This is a genomic window from uncultured Tateyamaria sp. (assembly GCF_947503385.1).
Classification (GTDB): Bacteria; Pseudomonadota; Alphaproteobacteria; order Rhodobacterales; family Rhodobacteraceae; genus Tateyamaria.
On record NZ_CANNDO010000004.1, the window covers coordinates 141,033 to 157,453 of the forward strand.

A 16,421-nucleotide genomic window follows, 5' to 3' on the forward strand; every position below is an offset into this window, starting at 1 on the left:
TCAAGTTTGCGTGGGGGCCTGTGCAGGATTGGACCAAGCGCGGAATGGTGCCGATGCAGCGTCCGGAATGGCAAAACGCCGCGCCCAGAATGGGCTGTCAGGCCATCTGGCCTCGCGCGTGTAAACCGCCTGCCGCGCGACAAGGTAATCCTGCACACCCCTGGCCACGTGTTCGGCATAGCGCTGCATCTGGTCCCGGTCCTGTGCCAGATAGGCATCCGCAGCATGGATCGCAGTCCAAAGTGCCGTGGTCATGCCGTGCGAGGACAGCGGGTCGAACGCGGCGGCGGCATCGCCAACGGCCACCCAGCCTGCACCAATGACGGGCGCAATCCACGTGCTGTTGGTCGCGATGCGCCTTGCCCTACCGCATCGGTGATATCCGTGATCAGACAGGTAGGCCGCAATCGCCACAGTGCCCCGCGCGTTCTCTTCAAAGTCGCCGGTGTCGAACCCGGGCAAATCCGTGTCGGCATAGAAATTCACCACCGCCCGCCCGTCTGCAAACACGGACAGATACCACCACCCGCGCTCTTCCGCTTCGATCAAGGTCACAGGGCGCGGTGCGTGATCGCCGTAGGCGGCGAAGATGCCGTATTGGCACCCCAGCCTGTCAGCCTGAAACCGTGTCGCATGTTTCGATGCCACCAGCGCCTTGCGCCCCGTTGCGTCAAAGAGGAAGCGAGCGGCGATGGGCCCGCTGTCCGTCTCCAACAGCCAATGGTCGCTGTCCACGGCCAAGCCTGTCACGTCATGGCCAATCCGTTCGGCACCCGCCGACAACGCCTGCGCGGTCAGCGCGTCCTCGAACGCGCCGCGATCCAGTACTGTAGGTGGTCCTTCAAGCTGCACAATGGCGTTCCGTTCCACCAGCAGATCACTGCCCCATGCCGAATACGTGCTGTGCGCGTGCCGATGAACCTCGGCTCGCAGCACCGCGTCCGATCCAAGCGTTTTGAGCAGCGGAAGCGCGGCCGCGCTCAGATGTTCGCCGGGTTTGAACGCATCGCCACGCGGGGCCGCGATCCAGAGGGGACGCGCGCCCCCTCGGGCCAGCCGCAACGCCGCGACCGCACCGGCAATCCCGCCTCCGAGGACGGCGACATCGTGGATCAATTCGGCAGCATCCCCTGGCTCGGGTTCCAGTCAAACCGCGTTTCCATGTTGTCAGCGTGCTGCATTTCGACAAACACGTCGCCTTCGGGCGACGGCATCCGTACGACAAAGCCCATACGCTCCCACAGGGTGATCATGTTGGTGATCCCGTCCCAGTAGCTGCCATTGGCATGGTATCCGATCCCGGCCACACCACGGGACCAGTTGACACGCGCATCAAGGAACTTGTCCCGCTCCTCGGCGCTTAGCGCGTCGTCCAGCGCAGCGGCGTAATAGGGTTCCGGCAACACGTCGATGGGCAGCAGGGCGGGCCACCACACGGCGGTCGGATAGTTCTGCTGCATCAACACCTGCTGGCAACTGAACGCATCGCACTGCCATGGCAGTCCCATCCAGCGCGTCAGATCGCCCGCCATCTGCGGTCCAATCGGCGGCGGCGTGTCGCCAAAGCCATCGAACGCCACCTCCGGTGTCAGCAAACGCCCGAGGTCTTGGTTCAGGCTGGGCCGGTCACCATGCGCGATGCGGAACGGCTGAGCACTGTCGTCATAGTGGCGCGCATACATCTCTTTGAGGCGCAGGTAATAGGTCAGCTCGACACCGGGGTGGAACGCGCCACCCGAACACGGCTCAAGCGCGGCTTGGGTCAACGCACCCGGCTGCAATTCCAACGGGATATCCTCAAAGCTCTGGTAGTCCGTCACCACGTCTTCGGCCACCTGCCCGGCATAGTCATTGACGAATTCGCCAGCCGCCCACGCCTTGAGGTATTCGTATTGCAGTTTCGGGAACTGGAACCACTGGAGCGGGCTGCCATCGTAGTTCACACCATCGCCCAGCATATACGGGATTTTGAGCCGCTCTTCCTTATAGGCCGCATCACTCAGATTATAGGGGTCACGGAACAGGTCAAAGATCGTCTGGCGGAACGCCGCGTTTTCGGGGGATGGGTCGGTCAGCCGCGCGACATAGTCCGGATCGCCCATGTCCCCGATGGCCATCCACCCCTGCCGCAAATTGGCAGCCTGCGTCACCCATGCCATCAGCGCGACGCGGCGGAACGTGGGGTAAATGTAACTCATGAAGGACAGCGGCAGCGCCGGCAACTCGGCCCAGCCGGCCTGCAGGTTCATATCCGCCACCACATCATAGAGCGTTGTGATTGGAGGGATTTCAGGGGCAAAGTTCGGGCCCACACAGGCGACCCAAGACGGTTCGGCCTCAAACACGTCACCGCCAATGGTCACGCGCGCCGTCACGGGCCCGTCGCACCAGTCATCATGCCATGCGTTGTTGTCGGCAAAGCTGGTGATCGGGGCGTCGCTGGGCGAATCCGAAACACCGTCCGGCGGCACCACCAGCAACCGGCCCGCATCATCCGTGCGCAATTGACCCAACCCAACCTCAATCGCATCGGGTTGCCCGCCCCAGAACGTGCCGACAAAGCGGTAATCCGCCTCTGTTCCACCTGCATTGGTGTCCGTGCCGCTGATCTCCAGCGCTCCGCCGTCGATAATCAGGTTCTCCTCGCGGTCACTGGCGGACACAAAATACTGGTTGCGCTTTTGCGACGGCAGGCCCGGTGCCAGATCCCCGTTGTCGAGCGGGTTGTTGAACCCGTACCAATTCGCCTTGGCGTTGGCCAAATGCACGCCCCATGTGATGTTGTCGCCGGTCAACTCGCCAATGACGTTGTCGTCCGCGTCAAAGGCATAAAGGCGGAACCGTTGGACCTGCTTTTTGATCTTTTCCAGACCGTCCTTGAAATTGCCGTCATCCGGCGCGGGGGGCAGGCCCGGCACCTCGGGTGCGTAAAACCATTTGTCCGATCCCCCGACCCGGCAAATCCCCAAGGCAGGATAAATACGCACCTTGGCCACCGCCGCGTCTGCGGGGGCCAAACCATAGGCGTTCTGCGTGTTGATATTCGCCCGCGCAGGCCAAGGTGCGCCCGCGATCAATGCGGCACTGGATGCCATCCCCAGAAAATGGCGGCGTGATGTGGCGTATGACTTTGTCGACATAATACGTTCCTGAAAAAAACTTTGCTATGCGCAGAGCGTCTACGCAAAGGCGCAAAAAATCAACCGCAGGCTGTGGCACCGCAGGTCGCCCCTGACCGGACGCACGGACAGTCGCTCGCAACAAAGAACGGGCGACCCCAAGGGCAAAGCACGGATTACCCGAAACACATATGCGACGCTTCGGTCCGGTTTCTGGCGTTGGTGCGTTTGAGAATGGCAGAGATATGCAACTTGACCGTCCCGACCGTGATCGACAGCGCATCCGCAATCTCGGAATTTGATGCACCTGCGTGCACCATTTGCATGATCTGCAACTGGCGGGCAGTCAGCGTGTCCTGCACGGCGGTACGGGCACTCTGCGCGCGCCTGTTTTGCGCCGGACTTGCCTCGACCATGGCGCGCGCTGCCGACAGCGCCTTGGTGAAGGCGTCAAAGCTGCGCTTGACCTCTGCGGCTTCGGGCGACGGGCGCTGTTCGGTTGTGATCAGCCGATCTATCGCCTGTGCCAGCGTGTTCAACGGGGCCGTCAGGTCTTGCGCGGCGATGGCGGCATAGCGGCTTTCCGATACCTCGTTGCGTTTTGCATCCCGGAGTGCCCGTTCGAGTGCCTGCAACGCCTCGCGCCGGTCCGTCACGTCGAGGGCCACACCGTCCCAGATGACGCTGCCGTCGGGCAAACGCCGTGGCTGGCCCAGCGAACGCACCCATTTGTACCCGCCTTCCGGCAGGACCACCCGCACCTCTTCGTCCAACGTGGTCAACTCCGCCGCTGACCGCTCTAACGCAACCACAAAACGCTGCCGGTCTTCGTCATGGACCCAAGCGTGATCCACAGACGCCTCCGCCATCAAAGCCTCGGCATCAAGGCCAAAGGCCGCCTGCACCTCTGCGCTGACATAGCTGTAGCGATACCGGCCATCGGGCGTGCGCACGCGCTGCATCGTGTGACCGGGGAACGCGCCACCCAGCAGGGCAGTGACGTCATGGGCGGGCGGGAGATACGAACCAGACATATATCTATAGGTATACAGATATATAAAATATGGCAATCAACATATATCTTTTCTGTCCATTTACCCGATTCTGCACTAAGCATGGCCCAAACACAGTCAGAACTTGGCGCATTCGGGGAGGAGACGAAGGTGGACAAGATCATCATCGAAGCGCGTGTAAACGAGCTTGCGACACGTCGCGGCAATCCGCACGTTCCGTTCCTGCCACAAGAGATCATCGCCGATGCAAAAGCGTGCTCCGACGCAGGCGCATCCGTTTTCCACTACCATGGCCGCACCGCAGATGGCGCGCCCGATCATGCGCCGGAATTCTACCTTGAAACCAACGCGGGTATCCGCGCGCAATCCGATATCCTGATCCACCCGACACTGGGCTACGTGGCCAACGATGCCGATGCGCGCGCACGGTTTGCAGCGGTCGAGGCGATGATGCGCAGCGCAGACACCGCGCCCGATTTTGCGCCGATGGATTGCGGCAGCGTCAACGTGGATTGGTGGAACCCGGAAACGGGCCGCTACGACACCACCGACCTGATCTACAAAAACTCGACCGCCACGCTGATGTATTTCGCCGAGCGGATCGACCACTTTGGCCTGAAACCCTATTTGGTCAGCTGGAATGTCAGCTTTACCCGGCAGATCGAGCAATTCCTCAAAATGGGGGTTCTGCGCGGGCCAGCCTATGTCTGTTTCTGCATGACGGACGAGATCATCTTTGCCGGGCATCCCGGCACGCAAGCCGGTCTCGATGCGCATACCGCCTTTCTGCCGCAGGATTTTCAAACTGTCTGGACTGTCGTCAACTACAAGGGCGACCTGTTTCAACTGACAGAGCGTATCATTCGCCAAGGGGGCCATATCTCAGTTGGCCTTGGCGACTATGCCTATGCGGACGGCGCGCGCCACCTGACCAATGCCGAAGTGATAGACCGGATCATCGCGCAAGCGCGCCGCCTGGGCCGTGAGCCTGCAAGCGTCGCGGAAACGCGCGAGATCCTGCAAATGCCGACACGAAAGATAGCGGCCTAAGCCGCACGCCAATCCAATGGGAGGAAAGAAAATGACACAGACGCTGAAACTCTTGGCGGCGGCGAGCGCTGTTGCACTCGCAGGGGCCGCTGGTGCGGCCGAGCTCAAGATGCAGACGTTTCTTGGCGCCAACGCCTCGACGACCAAAGCATTCGAGGCCATGGCCGCCCAGCTCAATGCGGACACAGACGGCGCTGTCGCAATCACGGTGCTGCCCGGTGGGTCGGTTGTCGGCGCTGGCGAGACGATAGACGCTATCAACAACGGCCTGCTCGACGGGCAGTACACCGCCCCCAGCTATTTTGCGGGCAAGGATGCGGCATTGGGTGTGCTGGGTGACACGTTGGCCGCATATCCCGACAGCGCCACGCGCGACCGCTGGTTTACCGAGGGCGGCGGGCTGGACTTGGCACGGGCGCTTTATGCGAAATACGACCTCTATCTGGTGTGCCCGATCTACTGGCCGCCCGAGCAGATCCCCTCCAAGGTCGAAATCGGTTCAGTCGCCGACCTTAACGGGATCAAGATGCGCGCGCCGGGCGGACTTGCGTCTGACCTGCTGAGCCGCGCGGGCGCGTCGCTGGTGACCATGGGTGTTGGCGAAAGCGTCACGGCGATGGAAACCGGCGTGCTGGACGCCACGGACCTCGCCAACGTGGCGCTGAACGTGGCGCTCGGGATGCACAATCAGGCCAAGTATTCCGTGCTGGCGCGCCACTCGATGGCGGTAACAGAGATGTCGGTATCCATGGACAAATGGAACGCGCTATCTGCCGAAAACCAGCAGAAATTCGAAGCCGCCTGCAACGCTATGTCAGCCGAATTGCAAACCACACTTACCGCCGAAGATGCCGCCGCAGAGGCACAAGCCAAGGATGAACTCGGCGTGACCTTCGTGGCCTTTGGCGACGCGGATGCGTCCAAATTCCGGGCACTGACAAATGATGTCTGGTCGGACTGGGGGGCAAAGTCCGCGGACGCACAGGCGGTTGTCGACAGTCACAAGGCATTCATGGCCAGCATCGGCCTCAACTGATCTCCCCAGCATGGGGGTCGGCCCTTTGGGTCGGCCCCTGTCGGAGCCGCACATGACATTTCTGGACCGCTTTGCACTTTGGCTGGGCCGCATGACGGCGTGGTGCTTTGCCGCGATCATTGCTGTCATGGTCTACGAGGTGACCGCGCGATATGGGTTTAACGCGCCAACCACTTGGGCGCACGAGGTCTCGGTCCTGTTGGCATCCTGCGGCTTTGTCTTTGGCGGCGCGTTCTGCATGGCCGAAGGCACGCATATGCGGATCACGTTTCTGGTGGAGGCACGCCCCGCTCTGGGGCGGTTTTCCGAAGCGCTGAGCCTCGTGGCCGGGGCCATCTACCTGTCGGGCCTTTGCTATGCGGCGTGGCGCATGGCGGAAAAGGCGCTGTGGCGCTTTTCGCTGTCGGGCACGTGGGATCCGGAGCGGTCGGGCAGCACGCTCAACTCGCCCCTGCCCAGCTACCTCAAGGCGCTGCTGTTTGTCGGCTGCGCGCTGTTCCTGCTGCTGGTGCTGCGCCGCATGATCCCACGGCGGGGCGGCTGATGGACATCGGCACGATCACCCTGCTGATCCTCGGCGCGATGGCGCTGATGCTGATGCTGGGGGTGCCACTGGCGTTTGTGTCGGGCGCGATTGCGGTGGTGCTGACGGTGACGCAGTTCGGCTGGAACGCATTGTTCCTCGTGGGCAGCCGGACCGTCGAATTCCTCGACAGTTTTGCCCTGATCGCAGTGCCGATGTTCGTCATCATGGCGTCGATCATGGAACGGTCCGGGGTCGCGGGCGACCTTTACCGGGCGTTCCACGTCTGGGCCGGCGGGTTGCGCGGCGGGATCGGAGTGGTCACGACATGCGCGGCCGTATTGCTGGGCGCCACAACGGGGATCATCGGTGGCGAGATCGTCTTGCTTGGACTGATCGCCCTGCCCCAGATGCTGAAGCTGGGCTATGACAAGAAGCTGGCCATAGGCACGATCACCGCGGGCGGCAGTCTGGGCACGATGATCCCGCCGTCGATCATCCTGATCTTCTATGGCTTGACCGCCGAGGTCAGCATCTCGCACCTATTCCTCGCCACATTGATGCCGGGCCTGATGCTTGCATCACTTTACATCGCCTACATCCTGATCCGCTGCGGGCTAAACCCCACGATGGGCCCGCCGCTGAGCATGGAAGAGCGCAATATGCCCTTGGCGGACAAGCTGCGTCTTTTTGGCGGGGTGCTGTTGCCGATGCTGGTGGCGGGCGGTGTGCTGGTGTCGATCTATGCGGGCTTTGCCTCGATCACCGAAAGCGCCGCCCTCGGGGCCTTTGGCGCCGCCGTGGCGGCATGGGTCCGGGGGCGATTCAGCCTAACGATGCTGCGCGCGGTGTTGGTGCAGGCCCTGCGCACCTGCGGCATGGTGTTCTGGCTGGTCTTCGGCACAAATGCGTTGATCGGTGTTTACAACCTGATGGGTGGCATCGACTTTGCCCGAACCACGCTGGGCGGCGTGTCGGACGAGCCCGCCGTAATCCTGTGCGTGATGATCGGTGTGTTCATCCTGTTGGGGTTCTTCATCGACTGGATCGGCATCCTGTTTCTGACCATGCCGGTGTTTCTGCCGGTGCTGACCGCGCTGGGATATGACCCGATCTGGTTCGGGATCGTGTTCAACCTGTCGATGCAGATCGCCTACCTGACGCCGCCTTTCGGACCGGCCTGTTTCTACCTCAAGGGCGCGGCGCCGCCGGGCGTGACATTGCAGGACATTTTCGCCGCGCAGTGGCCCTTTATCGGCATTCAGGTGGTCGCGCTGATCATCGTCGTGCTGTGGCCCGGCCTGTCCCTGTGGTTGCCGCAACTGGTGTACGGATGATCCTCCATGGCTGATGCAACCATCCTCGACACGCTGCCCACGCCCCGGACCAACCGGCTGAGCGCGCAGGACCATCTGGCACTGCTGGAACAGATGATGCTGATCCGCCAATTCGAATTGCGCGCCAAGGAGCTGTTTCTCAAAGGCGTGATCAAGGGCACAGCGCATTCGTCCGTGGGGCAAGAGGCGATTGCGGTGGGCGCCTGCCATGCGCTGGAGCCGCGCGATTTCCTGCTGACCCACCACCGCGGCCACGGGCACACCATCGCCAAGGGCGCTGATATCGGGCGCATGTTTGCCGAACTGATGGGCAAGGCCGAGGGCTATTGCGGCGGCATTGGCGGATCAATGCACATAGCGGATTTTGACCTCAACATCCTTGGGGCCAACGGGATCGTCGGCGCGGGCATGGGGTTGGGAACGGGCGCGGCCCTTGCGGCCAAGATGCGCGGCGACGGCGCGGTGGGGATCGCATTTTTTGGCGACGGGGCCTCGAACGAGGGGATATTTCACGAGGCGATGAACCTATCGGCACTGTGGAATCTGCCACTGATTTTCTTTTGCGAAAACAACCAGTACGGCCTGACCACCGCCACCGAAAGCGTTATTGCAGGAAACGGAATTGCCGCGCGCGCAGATGCTTATGGCGTGCCAAATGTCGTGATCGACGGCAATGCGCCCGTCGCCGTCTTCGACGCGGTGGAACAGGCCGTGATGCGTGCCCGGGCAGGTGACGGCCCGACGCTGATCGAGGCAATGACCTACCGCTGGGACGACCATTCCATGCGCGCCAACCTCGCGGGCTATCGCACCGAAAGCGAAGAAGCAGGATGGCGTGACCGGGATCCCATCGCGCGACAGCGCGCACTGGTTCTTGCTGCGGGCGCAGTTGGCGCAGACGACATCGACGCCCTGCAGGCGCGCGTTCATAGCTCTGTCGAAGACGCGATCGGCTGGGCGCTGGATCTGCCGGAGCCGGACATGGCCAACGCCATGCAGATGGTCAAAGTCCCCCCGCCGCCAACGCACGCCGCAGAACCGGCGCCGGGTGCCCGACCACTCACCTACAAGATGGCAATAAACGAGGCGTTCCATCAGGAAATGGCACGGGATCAATCCGTCATCCTGATGGGCGAGGATGTGGGGCAGATCGGCGGTATCTTTGGCACCACGGTTGGGCTGCACGACGCCTTTGGACCCGACCGGGTGCGCGACATGCCCATCGCCGAGGGCGTTCTGGCCAATTGCGGTGTGGGGGCCGCTTTGTGCGGCCTGCGCCCGATCATCGAAATCCAACTGTTCGATTTCGTCACTCTGATGATGGATGCCATCGTCAATCAGGCCGCCAAGGCCCGCTTTATGCTGGGCGGCAAGGCCCGCGTTCCCATCGTCTTTCGCGGCCCGCAAGGTGCGGGCATCCGGCTGGCCGCGCAGCACACCCAGTCGCTGGAGATGCTGTTTGCCAATGTGCCCGGCCTTGAGGTCTATGCCCCCGCCTCTGCCTATGACGCAAAGGGGCTGATGGCAGCGGCGATCCGCTCTGACAATCCGGTCGTCTTTCTGGAACACAAACTGCTCTATCTCGGGGCCGAAACACCGGTGCCCGAAGCCGCCTATCACATTGACCCCGGCACCGCCCGTATCGTGCGGCACGGAACGGACTGTACCGTCGTCGCGACGCTCGCCATGGTCGAACGGGCCCAACAGGCTGCGGACCGGTTGCAGGCAAAGGGCATCAGCGTCGAGGTCATCGACCCGCGCACAATCAAGCCGCTGGACATGGAGACGATCCTGACCTCCGTCCGCAAGACCAATCGCGCCGTCGTGGTGCACGAAGCGCCCCTCTTTGGCGGCTTTGGCGGCGAGATTGCGGCGCGCATCTTGGAACAGGCCTTTGACTGGCTTGATGCCCCTGTCGTGCGGGTTGGCGCGCCTGAAATGCCTGTGCCCTACAACGACCGTCTTGAGCGCGACTACATGCCAGACGCCCGCGACATCGCGACCGCAATCGAAACCGCCTGTTACAGGAGCTGACCCATGCCCAAGCGCCAGATCATCATCCCGCCGGGGATGGAGAACATCTATGACAGCTATCACTATGCGCCGGGCATTCTGGTCGGAGACACGCTGTATTGCTCGGGTCAGGTTGGCCGCGACACAGACTTGAACGTGGTCGAAGGTGTCGAAGCGCAATACACGCAAGCGTTTGAAAATATGGGCAAGGTTCTGGACGCAGCCGGTGCAGGTTGGGATGACGTGGTCGAGCTGGATAGCTGGTTTGCCCCAGACATGGGTGACCTCAAGACGTTCATGGTGGTCAAGGACCGTTTTTTTACAAACCTCTACCCCACGTGGACCGGCTTTGCTGTGCGCGGATTTTCGATGCCGGGCATTCTGGTCGAGATCAAGTGCAAGGCGATCCTTGGGCTGGCGCCATGACGCGCGATCTCAAGTCTTTGCTTGGCAATGATCGGGCGGTGCTGGGCACTTGGACGCAAATTCCCGCACCCGAGTTGATCGACCTGATCGGGCTCAATGGTTTTGCCTTTACGATTATCGATTGCCAGCACGGCCCTTTTGGGATCGAGACGGCAGAAAACCTCGCGCGGGCGGCGGACGCCAACGGCATCGCCTGCGCCCTCCGATTGCCGGAAAATGACCCTGTTCAGATCATGAAAGCACTGGACGCAGGCATTCGCCATGTGGTGATCCCCAATGTCGAGACCAAGGAGGCCGCCGCACAGGCTGTTGCGGCCACGCGGTTCGGTCCCCACGGGTTGCGCGGCGCGTGCCCGTGCTGTCGATCGGGCGGGCATTTTATCCGCAACTGGTCCGAATATGTCGCTGCGGAAGAGGCGCGGGTGGGTGCGATTGCACTGGTGGAAACCGCAAAGGGCGCAGACAATATCGAGGCTATCGTGGCCGTGCCCGGATTGACGGCACTCATGTGCGGCCCTTTCGATCTGTCCGTTTCCATGGGATATAACGGCGACTGGCGTGCCCCCGAAGTCTCTGAGGTTGTCGCGCATATGGTGGGCGCGGCACAGTCGGCGGGCGTACCGGTCATCATGCCGGTGTTCTCATCTGACAAAGACGAGGCGCGGACACTTGTCGATCATTGGCGCAACCAAGGTGTAACGACCTTTGTGGTCGGCTCTGACAAGATCCTGATTGCAGACGCGTTTTCCCAATGGACCGGGGACCTGTCCGCCTAGCGGACCGGTTGCTGTTGCAGATCAGCCGGCAAGCCGAACACCGGGACAGGGTCCGCCAGCCCTTTGATCCTTTGGGCAGCATATGGCTCCAGATGGGGCGAACCACGGCGCAAACGCTGCGTTTGCGCATCGACAAGGACGGGAACGCCAAGCGTCTTGCACTGCCCCTCCAGTCGCGCGGCAAGGTTCACGGCATCGCCGTAAACGGTGAACGACTGCCGGTCGGTCGATCCGATTGTGCCGGTCACCAAGTCGCCGCTGGCAATGCCGACCCGAATACCGAACCCGTGGGCGCGCGCCGTTTTCAGCAACTGCTGCGCCGCATTAACTGCGGCCTGCGCGGGGTCAGCCACCGGTATCGGCGCGTTGAACGTCACCAGAAACCCATCCCCGAGATAGGACATGACGATGCCGCCCTGATCAGAAACAACATCCGTCGCGTCCGCCAGAAACGCATCCAGAACACCAATCACATGTTCGGGCGGATGATTTGCGGAAAAGGCGGTAAAGCCTGCGATGTCCATGACAAGGGCGGTGCCGGGTGTCCGCTGTGGCTGCATCGGTCCGTCATTTGCAATCAGGCTCTCGGCGATTTTTGCGGGCACGTATTTGCCAAAAAGCGCACTGACCCGCTCGCGGGCCGAACGCTCCTGCCGCCACTCCAGATCGGATGCCACTTGGGCAAAAAACACGCCCCGCGCGCGGTACACTGCCACTGCAAGGGCAAAAGCTGCACACATCAGCATGGCCGTCTCCTCGATGCGGTTGCCGCGCCCGATAAAATCGATGGACAGGAACACCGTTTCGTAATCCGCACGCGTGGCATCCGCCGGGATATCGGCCCAAGACAGGCCACCGTCCATCCGGGATGTCACCCATAGAAACGCGCCCCACCAACCAATCACGCACATTGCCCCGGTCCAAAGAACCAGCCGCCAGGACAGGCTCAGGCAGCAGATGGCGACCAGCGGAAACAGGTAGTATATGCCGTAAGCCCGAAAGGCGATGATTTGCGGCACGTCATCAGCGCGGCTGATCGGGATTAGCGCGAATGTTGCGCAAATCGACAATGTATCAAGGGTGTAGACCGCATACTTCATCCACCAGCGGTCAAACCGCGTGCCAATCACAGCCAGATGCGCCACGCCGACAGCGGTAAAGATCAACAACACGACAACAGCGGCAAGGCGCGGCTCGAAGCCACTGAACACAACCGGCGCACCGACATACCACGCAAGAGCCAAACCCGTCACCAGTGACCGGCACGCGATGGCAATGCGCAGCCCGCTTTGCTCGGCCCGGATCAGGCGGGCTGCGGATTCTGCGGCGAACGGATCGGATTCAGACGGTGTCATTGACGGGCCCTGTCAGGTGGCTGCGCGGAATGGATACGCCAAGGCTTAACAAAAAGCCTGCGGCGATAATCGTGACGCCAACGATCTCTGCGCCCGAAGGCACCGATCCGAAGAGCACCGCAGCAAGGCCCAAGGCCACCACCGGTGTGAATATCGGCAGCAAGGACGCCGATTGCGCGGACAGGAGGCGCACAGCGCCGATCAGGGCCACTACGCTCACGACACCGCCCACCAGCCCCTGCATGACCATTTGCAACATCAGATCGGACCACGACACGCTGCGCAGTGTTTCGGAGGCTGTAACGCCCAACAGTGGGAGGGAAACAAGCGCGGACCCGGCAGCAACCGCCACGGTCCCGTCGATCACGGGGATGCGCCAAAAACGCAGCAACACGGTGTAGCCGCCCCACATACTGCCCGCCAAAACGAACAGCGCAACCCCCTGCCCCCAGTCAGGCCCCAGCCCCCTCACGTCCAACCCAACCAGCATCGCGAGCCCCAGAAACATGACAGATGCGCCAACCAAACGGCGAAACGTCAAACGCTCGGACAGCAGAACAGCGCCCAGCACGCCGCCCACCACGAACACTGCAACGGGCGCGAACAGCAATCCATGAGACAGCGGCGCATGGACATATCCGCTGACCGCCACCACGCCAAAGAGCGGCCCGCCCAGAAAAATCAGTGCGGCAAGCCGCAGCAAGGGGATGCCGGTCCGCACCCCGAGGACATAGCGGATCGCCAGCACAGGCAGAGCGACGAGGCCCGGCAGCGCAAAGCGCAGAAAGGCCAGCGCCTGTGGCGACAGCCCCGCGTCGATGCCATGTTTGGCCGCGACATTGTACCCGGACCAGCACAGAACCGTCAGCGCGCCCAACATCGGTCCAATCAGGTGAGTCGCTCGCATCGCAGTCTCCATCATCGGTGATGGGAGAATGGGCTTTGGATACGATGCCAACCAATGCTAATTTACATGCACACTCATACGCAAAAGGCATTGATGGATGGAGCTTCGACATTTGCGCTATTTCGTGGCCGTGGCCGATCACGGCGGGATCACCCATGCGGCGGAACGGCTCAATATCGCGCAACCGGCTGTGTCCCGTCAAATCCGCGATCTTGAGGCAGAGCTGGGCATCGCCCTCCTGCGCCGCGAAGGACGGCGGGTCATACTGACCGATGCAGGCCGCGCATTCGCTGACCGGGCGCGCGCGGTTCTGGCCGCCTCAAGCGAGGCCGTGGACGAAGCCCGCCGGATCGACAAGGGCGAAGCGGGTCATCTGAAAATCGGGCTGCTCGAAAGCGCGTCATGGGCGGGACATCTGCCTCGTGCGCTCAGCCTGTTTGCCCGCACCTACCCGGATGTGCGGATGGAAGCGGTCCCCATGGGTTCGGTCGAGCAGATCGAGGCGTTGTTGGCGGGTGCGTTGGACGCCGGATTTATCTACCGTCAGGACAATCTGGTGGATGACGCGCTGTCCATATTGCCGCTGCGCATGGATGATGTTGTCCTTGCCGCGTCCGTCGATCTGGATTTTGACAAGGACGGGCCACTGGACCTCGACGATATCGACGGCCTGCCCATCGTGGCATTCCCACGCCGCGTCGCCCCGGCCTATCATGACGCTTTGTTTGACGCGCTTGACGGTATCGGGTTTGATCCTGTGATCGTGCAAGAGGCAGAAAACGAAACCACGATGCTCAGCCTCGTGTCAGCCGGTGTGGGATGCGCATTTGTAAACTCTGCCAACCGGCACCGCCCCCCCGAAAACGTCCAGTTTCGCGCTGTCCGTGGTCTGTCGGTCCCCATTGAATTTCTCTTTGTCACGCAAAAGAACGCCGGAAGCCTCGCCGAACGGCTCAAGACGATCGTGATGGGATTAAATGCCGAAAAGGCATGAATCTTATACCACTATAGAATTTTTGTTTATGCAACTACTGCCCCACATGTGTCCCATCACACCAACGATGGAGACATATGATGAAACGCGCTCTGACCGCCCCGCTGATTGCAACTCTGATTGCGGCGGCCACACCAGCCAAAGCGGATATCGCAGGCACCCCTGTCACGGTGGAGACACTTGTGGCGCAGGCAGAGATGGTCCGCATTGCCGACGCGCTGGATGCCGCCGTTGATGACAAGGATTGGGACCGCGCAAGGTCATTCTTTACCGACATCATTGACGTGGATTTCACGTCGCTGGTCGGTGGTGCCCCCGCCACGATCCCGGCCGATGCGCTGATCGCGGGGTGGTCCGCCAACCTGACGGCGGACAAAACCTCGTTCCATTTGCGCGGCAACCACCGCGTCACCTTTGACGATGACAGCACGGCGACGATGCTGTCCCACGGCTATGCGTGGAACCGGATGGAACGTGGTGCGCTCAAGGCCAATGGCGGCGAGGCTTTGTGGGAGGTTTGGGGCACATATGTCCACGGCTTCGTGCAGACCGACGCAGGCTGGAAAGTGGACGCGATGACGTTCACCGCCACCGCGCAGCGCGGCAATGCATTTGTCCGCGACACCCCCGGAAGCTGATCCCCCACATCACCGTAAGAACCCAAGGAGCCATCCAATGAGCAATCCAATCAACCCGAACCGCCGTTCCATTCTGACCGCTGGTGTCGCCGCCGCCGCGCTGAGTGGCATCGCAGCAACCCGCACTGCTGCGCAGGCCGCCCCGCCGACAGCGCGCCAAACGCCCGGCCAAGGCCGCAGGATGCTGGGCGCGCTGGAGGTGTCCGCCACAGGTCTGGGCGTGCAAAACCACAGCCGCACCTTCCAAACCACGATCCCCAACCGGGCCGAGATGCACAACATCATCCGCAGCGCCTTTGACGAGGGCATCACGTTCTTTGACACGGCCGAGGTGTATGGCCCCCACGACTCCGAACGCATTCTGGGCGAAGCCTCCGGCGCCATTCGCGACCAGATGCAGATTGCGACCAAGTTCGGCTTTAACGTCGATCTTGAAACCGGCGAATGGGCGCCGGGTCTGATCAGCCGCCCCGATCATATCAAAAGGGCGGTCGAAGGATCGTTGCGCCGACTGCGCACGGACCGGATCGACCTGCTCTACCAGCACCGTGTGGACCCCGAAGTGCCGATTGAAGACGTGGCAGGCGCAGTCAAGGACCTAGTGGATGCGGGCAAGGTTCTGCACTGGGGCCTGTCAGAGATGGGGCCGGATACGCTGCGCCGGGCGCACACCGAACTGCCGGTAAGTGCGGTGCAGAACGAATACTCGATGTTGTGGCGCGGGCCGGAAAACGGCTTGCTCGACTTGTGTGAGGCGTTGGGGATCGGTTTTGTGCCCTTCAGCCCGCTGGGTTACGGCTTTCTCACCGGGGCCATCGACATGGGCACCAGCTTTGCCCCCGGAGATTTCCGCGCAAACACATCGCGGATGGACACCGAGAACCGCGAGGCGAACCTTGCGCTGGTGGAACTGACCCAACGCTGGGCCACCCGCAAGGACGCGACACCAGCCCAGATTGCACTGGCGTGGCTGCTTGCCCAAGGGCCGTCCATCGTGCCGATCCCCGGCACAACGCAGATGGCACATATGCGGGACAATGCGGGGGCCGCCAGCATCCGGTTCAGCGCGGATGAACTGGCCGAACTGAACGCAGCCGTCGCCGCCATTGAGGTGCAGGGCGCGCGTATGCCGGCCATGGTGGCCGCGTGGTCCGGGGTCGAGGCCCCAGCACGCAGCTGATCGGCAATAGCCCAAGGCCAGAGCCCGCACCGGCTCTGGCCAAAGCACCACGCG

At 62.1% G+C, this 16,421-nt stretch carries 15 protein-coding genes; 10 read left to right on the forward strand and 5 right to left on the reverse strand.

All coding sequences use genetic code 11. The features are described from left to right. The 3 genes from goxB to Q1A85_RS14545 form a co-directional block, all read right to left on the reverse strand. Positions 1-1,116: a glycine oxidase maturase GoxB gene (gene goxB / locus Q1A85_RS14535; protein WP_299690750.1), complete on the reverse strand. Its 1,116-nt coding sequence runs from the start codon at positions 1,114-1,116 to the stop codon at positions 1-3. Then, complete coding sequence (gene goxA / locus Q1A85_RS14540) at positions 1,113-3,140, reverse strand: CTQ-dependent glycine oxidase GoxA (RefSeq protein WP_299690752.1); 2,028 nt, start codon at positions 3,138-3,140, stop codon at positions 1,113-1,115. The genes goxB and goxA overlap by 4 nt, the downstream gene beginning before the upstream one ends. Positions 3,141-3,295: 155 nt before the next feature. Next, entirely contained in the window at positions 3,296-4,153 is an 858-nt protein-coding gene (locus Q1A85_RS14545; RefSeq protein ID WP_299690754.1) for a LuxR C-terminal-related transcriptional regulator, read from the reverse strand. Between the two features lie 129 nt (positions 4,154-4,282). Here Q1A85_RS14545 and Q1A85_RS14550 point away from each other — a divergent pair, with 129 nt between their 5' ends. Genes Q1A85_RS14550 through Q1A85_RS14580 form a run of 7 tightly spaced genes read left to right on the forward strand, consistent with a single transcriptional unit; the run spans position 4,283 to position 11,293 of the window. Beyond that, entirely contained in the window at positions 4,283-5,182 is a 900-nt protein-coding gene (locus Q1A85_RS14550) for a 3-keto-5-aminohexanoate cleavage protein (protein WP_299690756.1), read from the forward strand. A 31-nt stretch (positions 5,183-5,213) separates the two neighbouring features. After that, positions 5,214-6,218 (forward strand): TRAP transporter substrate-binding protein DctP, encoded by a 1,005-nt coding sequence (gene dctP, locus Q1A85_RS14555; protein ID WP_299690758.1) that lies wholly within the window; start codon positions 5,214-5,216, stop codon positions 6,216-6,218. Positions 6,219-6,270: 52 nt separating this feature from the next. After that, entirely contained in the window at positions 6,271-6,762 is a 492-nt protein-coding gene (locus Q1A85_RS14560) for a TRAP transporter small permease (RefSeq protein WP_299690760.1), read from the forward strand. Further along, on the forward strand, positions 6,762-8,078 hold the full coding sequence (locus Q1A85_RS14565) for a TRAP transporter large permease subunit (protein ID WP_299690762.1): 1,317 nt from the start codon (positions 6,762-6,764) through the stop codon (positions 8,076-8,078). The genes Q1A85_RS14560 and Q1A85_RS14565 overlap by 1 nt, the downstream gene beginning before the upstream one ends. Positions 8,079-8,084: 6 nt before the next feature. Next, a complete protein-coding gene (locus Q1A85_RS14570) occupies positions 8,085-10,112 on the forward strand; it encodes a dehydrogenase E1 component subunit alpha/beta (protein ID WP_299690764.1) in 2,028 nt (675 codons plus the stop codon). A 3-nt stretch (positions 10,113-10,115) separates the two neighbouring features. Further along, positions 10,116-10,517 carry a RidA family protein gene (locus tag Q1A85_RS14575; RefSeq protein WP_299690767.1) on the forward strand — a complete coding sequence of 134 codons (402 nt, stop codon included), beginning with the start codon at positions 10,116-10,118 and terminating at the stop codon, positions 10,515-10,517. Next, complete coding sequence (locus Q1A85_RS14580) at positions 10,514-11,293, forward strand: aldolase/citrate lyase family protein (RefSeq protein ID WP_299690770.1); 780 nt, start codon at positions 10,514-10,516, stop codon at positions 11,291-11,293. The genes Q1A85_RS14575 and Q1A85_RS14580 overlap by 4 nt, the downstream gene beginning before the upstream one ends. Here the strand turns inward: Q1A85_RS14580 and Q1A85_RS14585 are convergent. Both Q1A85_RS14585 and Q1A85_RS14590 read right to left on the reverse strand, forming a co-directional pair. Next, a complete protein-coding gene (locus Q1A85_RS14585; protein WP_299690773.1) occupies positions 11,290-12,648 on the reverse strand; it encodes an adenylate/guanylate cyclase domain-containing protein in 1,359 nt (452 codons plus the stop codon). The two genes, Q1A85_RS14580 and Q1A85_RS14585, sit on opposite strands and share 4 nt — an antisense overlap. Continuing rightward, positions 12,635-13,555 carry a DMT family transporter gene (locus Q1A85_RS14590; RefSeq protein WP_299690776.1) on the reverse strand — a complete coding sequence of 307 codons (921 nt, stop codon included), beginning with the start codon at positions 13,553-13,555 and terminating at the stop codon, positions 12,635-12,637. The genes Q1A85_RS14585 and Q1A85_RS14590 overlap by 14 nt, the downstream gene beginning before the upstream one ends. Positions 13,556-13,652: 97 nt before the next feature. Here Q1A85_RS14590 and Q1A85_RS14595 point away from each other — a divergent pair, with 97 nt between their 5' ends. The 3 genes from Q1A85_RS14595 (at position 13,653) to Q1A85_RS14605 (ending at position 16,367) form a co-directional block, all read left to right on the forward strand. Continuing rightward, positions 13,653-14,549 (forward strand): LysR family transcriptional regulator, encoded by an 897-nt coding sequence (locus Q1A85_RS14595; protein WP_299690781.1) that lies wholly within the window; start codon positions 13,653-13,655, stop codon positions 14,547-14,549. 80 nt (positions 14,550-14,629) lie between these two features. Further along, positions 14,630-15,187, forward strand: a complete 558-nt coding sequence (locus tag Q1A85_RS14600) for a nuclear transport factor 2 family protein (protein ID WP_299690784.1) — start codon at positions 14,630-14,632, stop codon at positions 15,185-15,187. Between the two features lie 37 nt (positions 15,188-15,224). After that, positions 15,225-16,367: an aldo/keto reductase gene (locus tag Q1A85_RS14605; protein WP_299690787.1), complete on the forward strand. Its 1,143-nt coding sequence runs from the start codon at positions 15,225-15,227 to the stop codon at positions 16,365-16,367. Positions 16,368-16,421: the final 54 nt, after the last annotated feature.

What these genes read in the sequence shown, in the direction of transcription:
- Q1A85_RS14585 (WP_299690773.1), bottom strand. Translation starts at nt 12,648, where the DNA reads ATGACACCGTCTGAATCCGATCCGTTCGCCGCAGAATCCGCAGCCCGC.
- Q1A85_RS14575 (WP_299690767.1), top strand. Translation starts at nt 10,116, where the DNA reads ATGCCCAAGCGCCAGATCATCATCCCGCCGGGGATGGAGAACATCTAT.
- Q1A85_RS14560 (WP_299690760.1), top strand. Translation starts at nt 6,271, where the DNA reads ATGACATTTCTGGACCGCTTTGCACTTTGGCTGGGCCGCATGACGGCG.
- Q1A85_RS14605 (WP_299690787.1), top strand. Translation starts at nt 15,225, where the DNA reads ATGAGCAATCCAATCAACCCGAACCGCCGTTCCATTCTGACCGCTGGT.
- Q1A85_RS14600 (WP_299690784.1), top strand. Translation starts at nt 14,630, where the DNA reads ATGAAACGCGCTCTGACCGCCCCGCTGATTGCAACTCTGATTGCGGCG.
- Q1A85_RS14565 (WP_299690762.1), top strand. Translation starts at nt 6,762, where the DNA reads ATGGACATCGGCACGATCACCCTGCTGATCCTCGGCGCGATGGCGCTG.
- Q1A85_RS14590 (WP_299690776.1), bottom strand. Translation starts at nt 13,555, where the DNA reads ATGCGAGCGACTCACCTGATTGGACCGATGTTGGGCGCGCTGACGGTT.
- goxA (WP_299690752.1), bottom strand. Translation starts at nt 3,140, where the DNA reads ATGTCGACAAAGTCATACGCCACATCACGCCGCCATTTTCTGGGGATG.
- Q1A85_RS14570 (WP_299690764.1), top strand. Translation starts at nt 8,085, where the DNA reads ATGGCTGATGCAACCATCCTCGACACGCTGCCCACGCCCCGGACCAAC.
- Q1A85_RS14580 (WP_299690770.1), top strand. Translation starts at nt 10,514, where the DNA reads ATGACGCGCGATCTCAAGTCTTTGCTTGGCAATGATCGGGCGGTGCTG.
- Q1A85_RS14545 (WP_299690754.1), bottom strand. Translation starts at nt 4,153, where the DNA reads ATGTCTGGTTCGTATCTCCCGCCCGCCCATGACGTCACTGCCCTGCTG.
- dctP (WP_299690758.1), top strand. Translation starts at nt 5,214, where the DNA reads ATGACACAGACGCTGAAACTCTTGGCGGCGGCGAGCGCTGTTGCACTC.
- Q1A85_RS14595 (WP_299690781.1), top strand. Translation starts at nt 13,653, where the DNA reads ATGGAGCTTCGACATTTGCGCTATTTCGTGGCCGTGGCCGATCACGGC.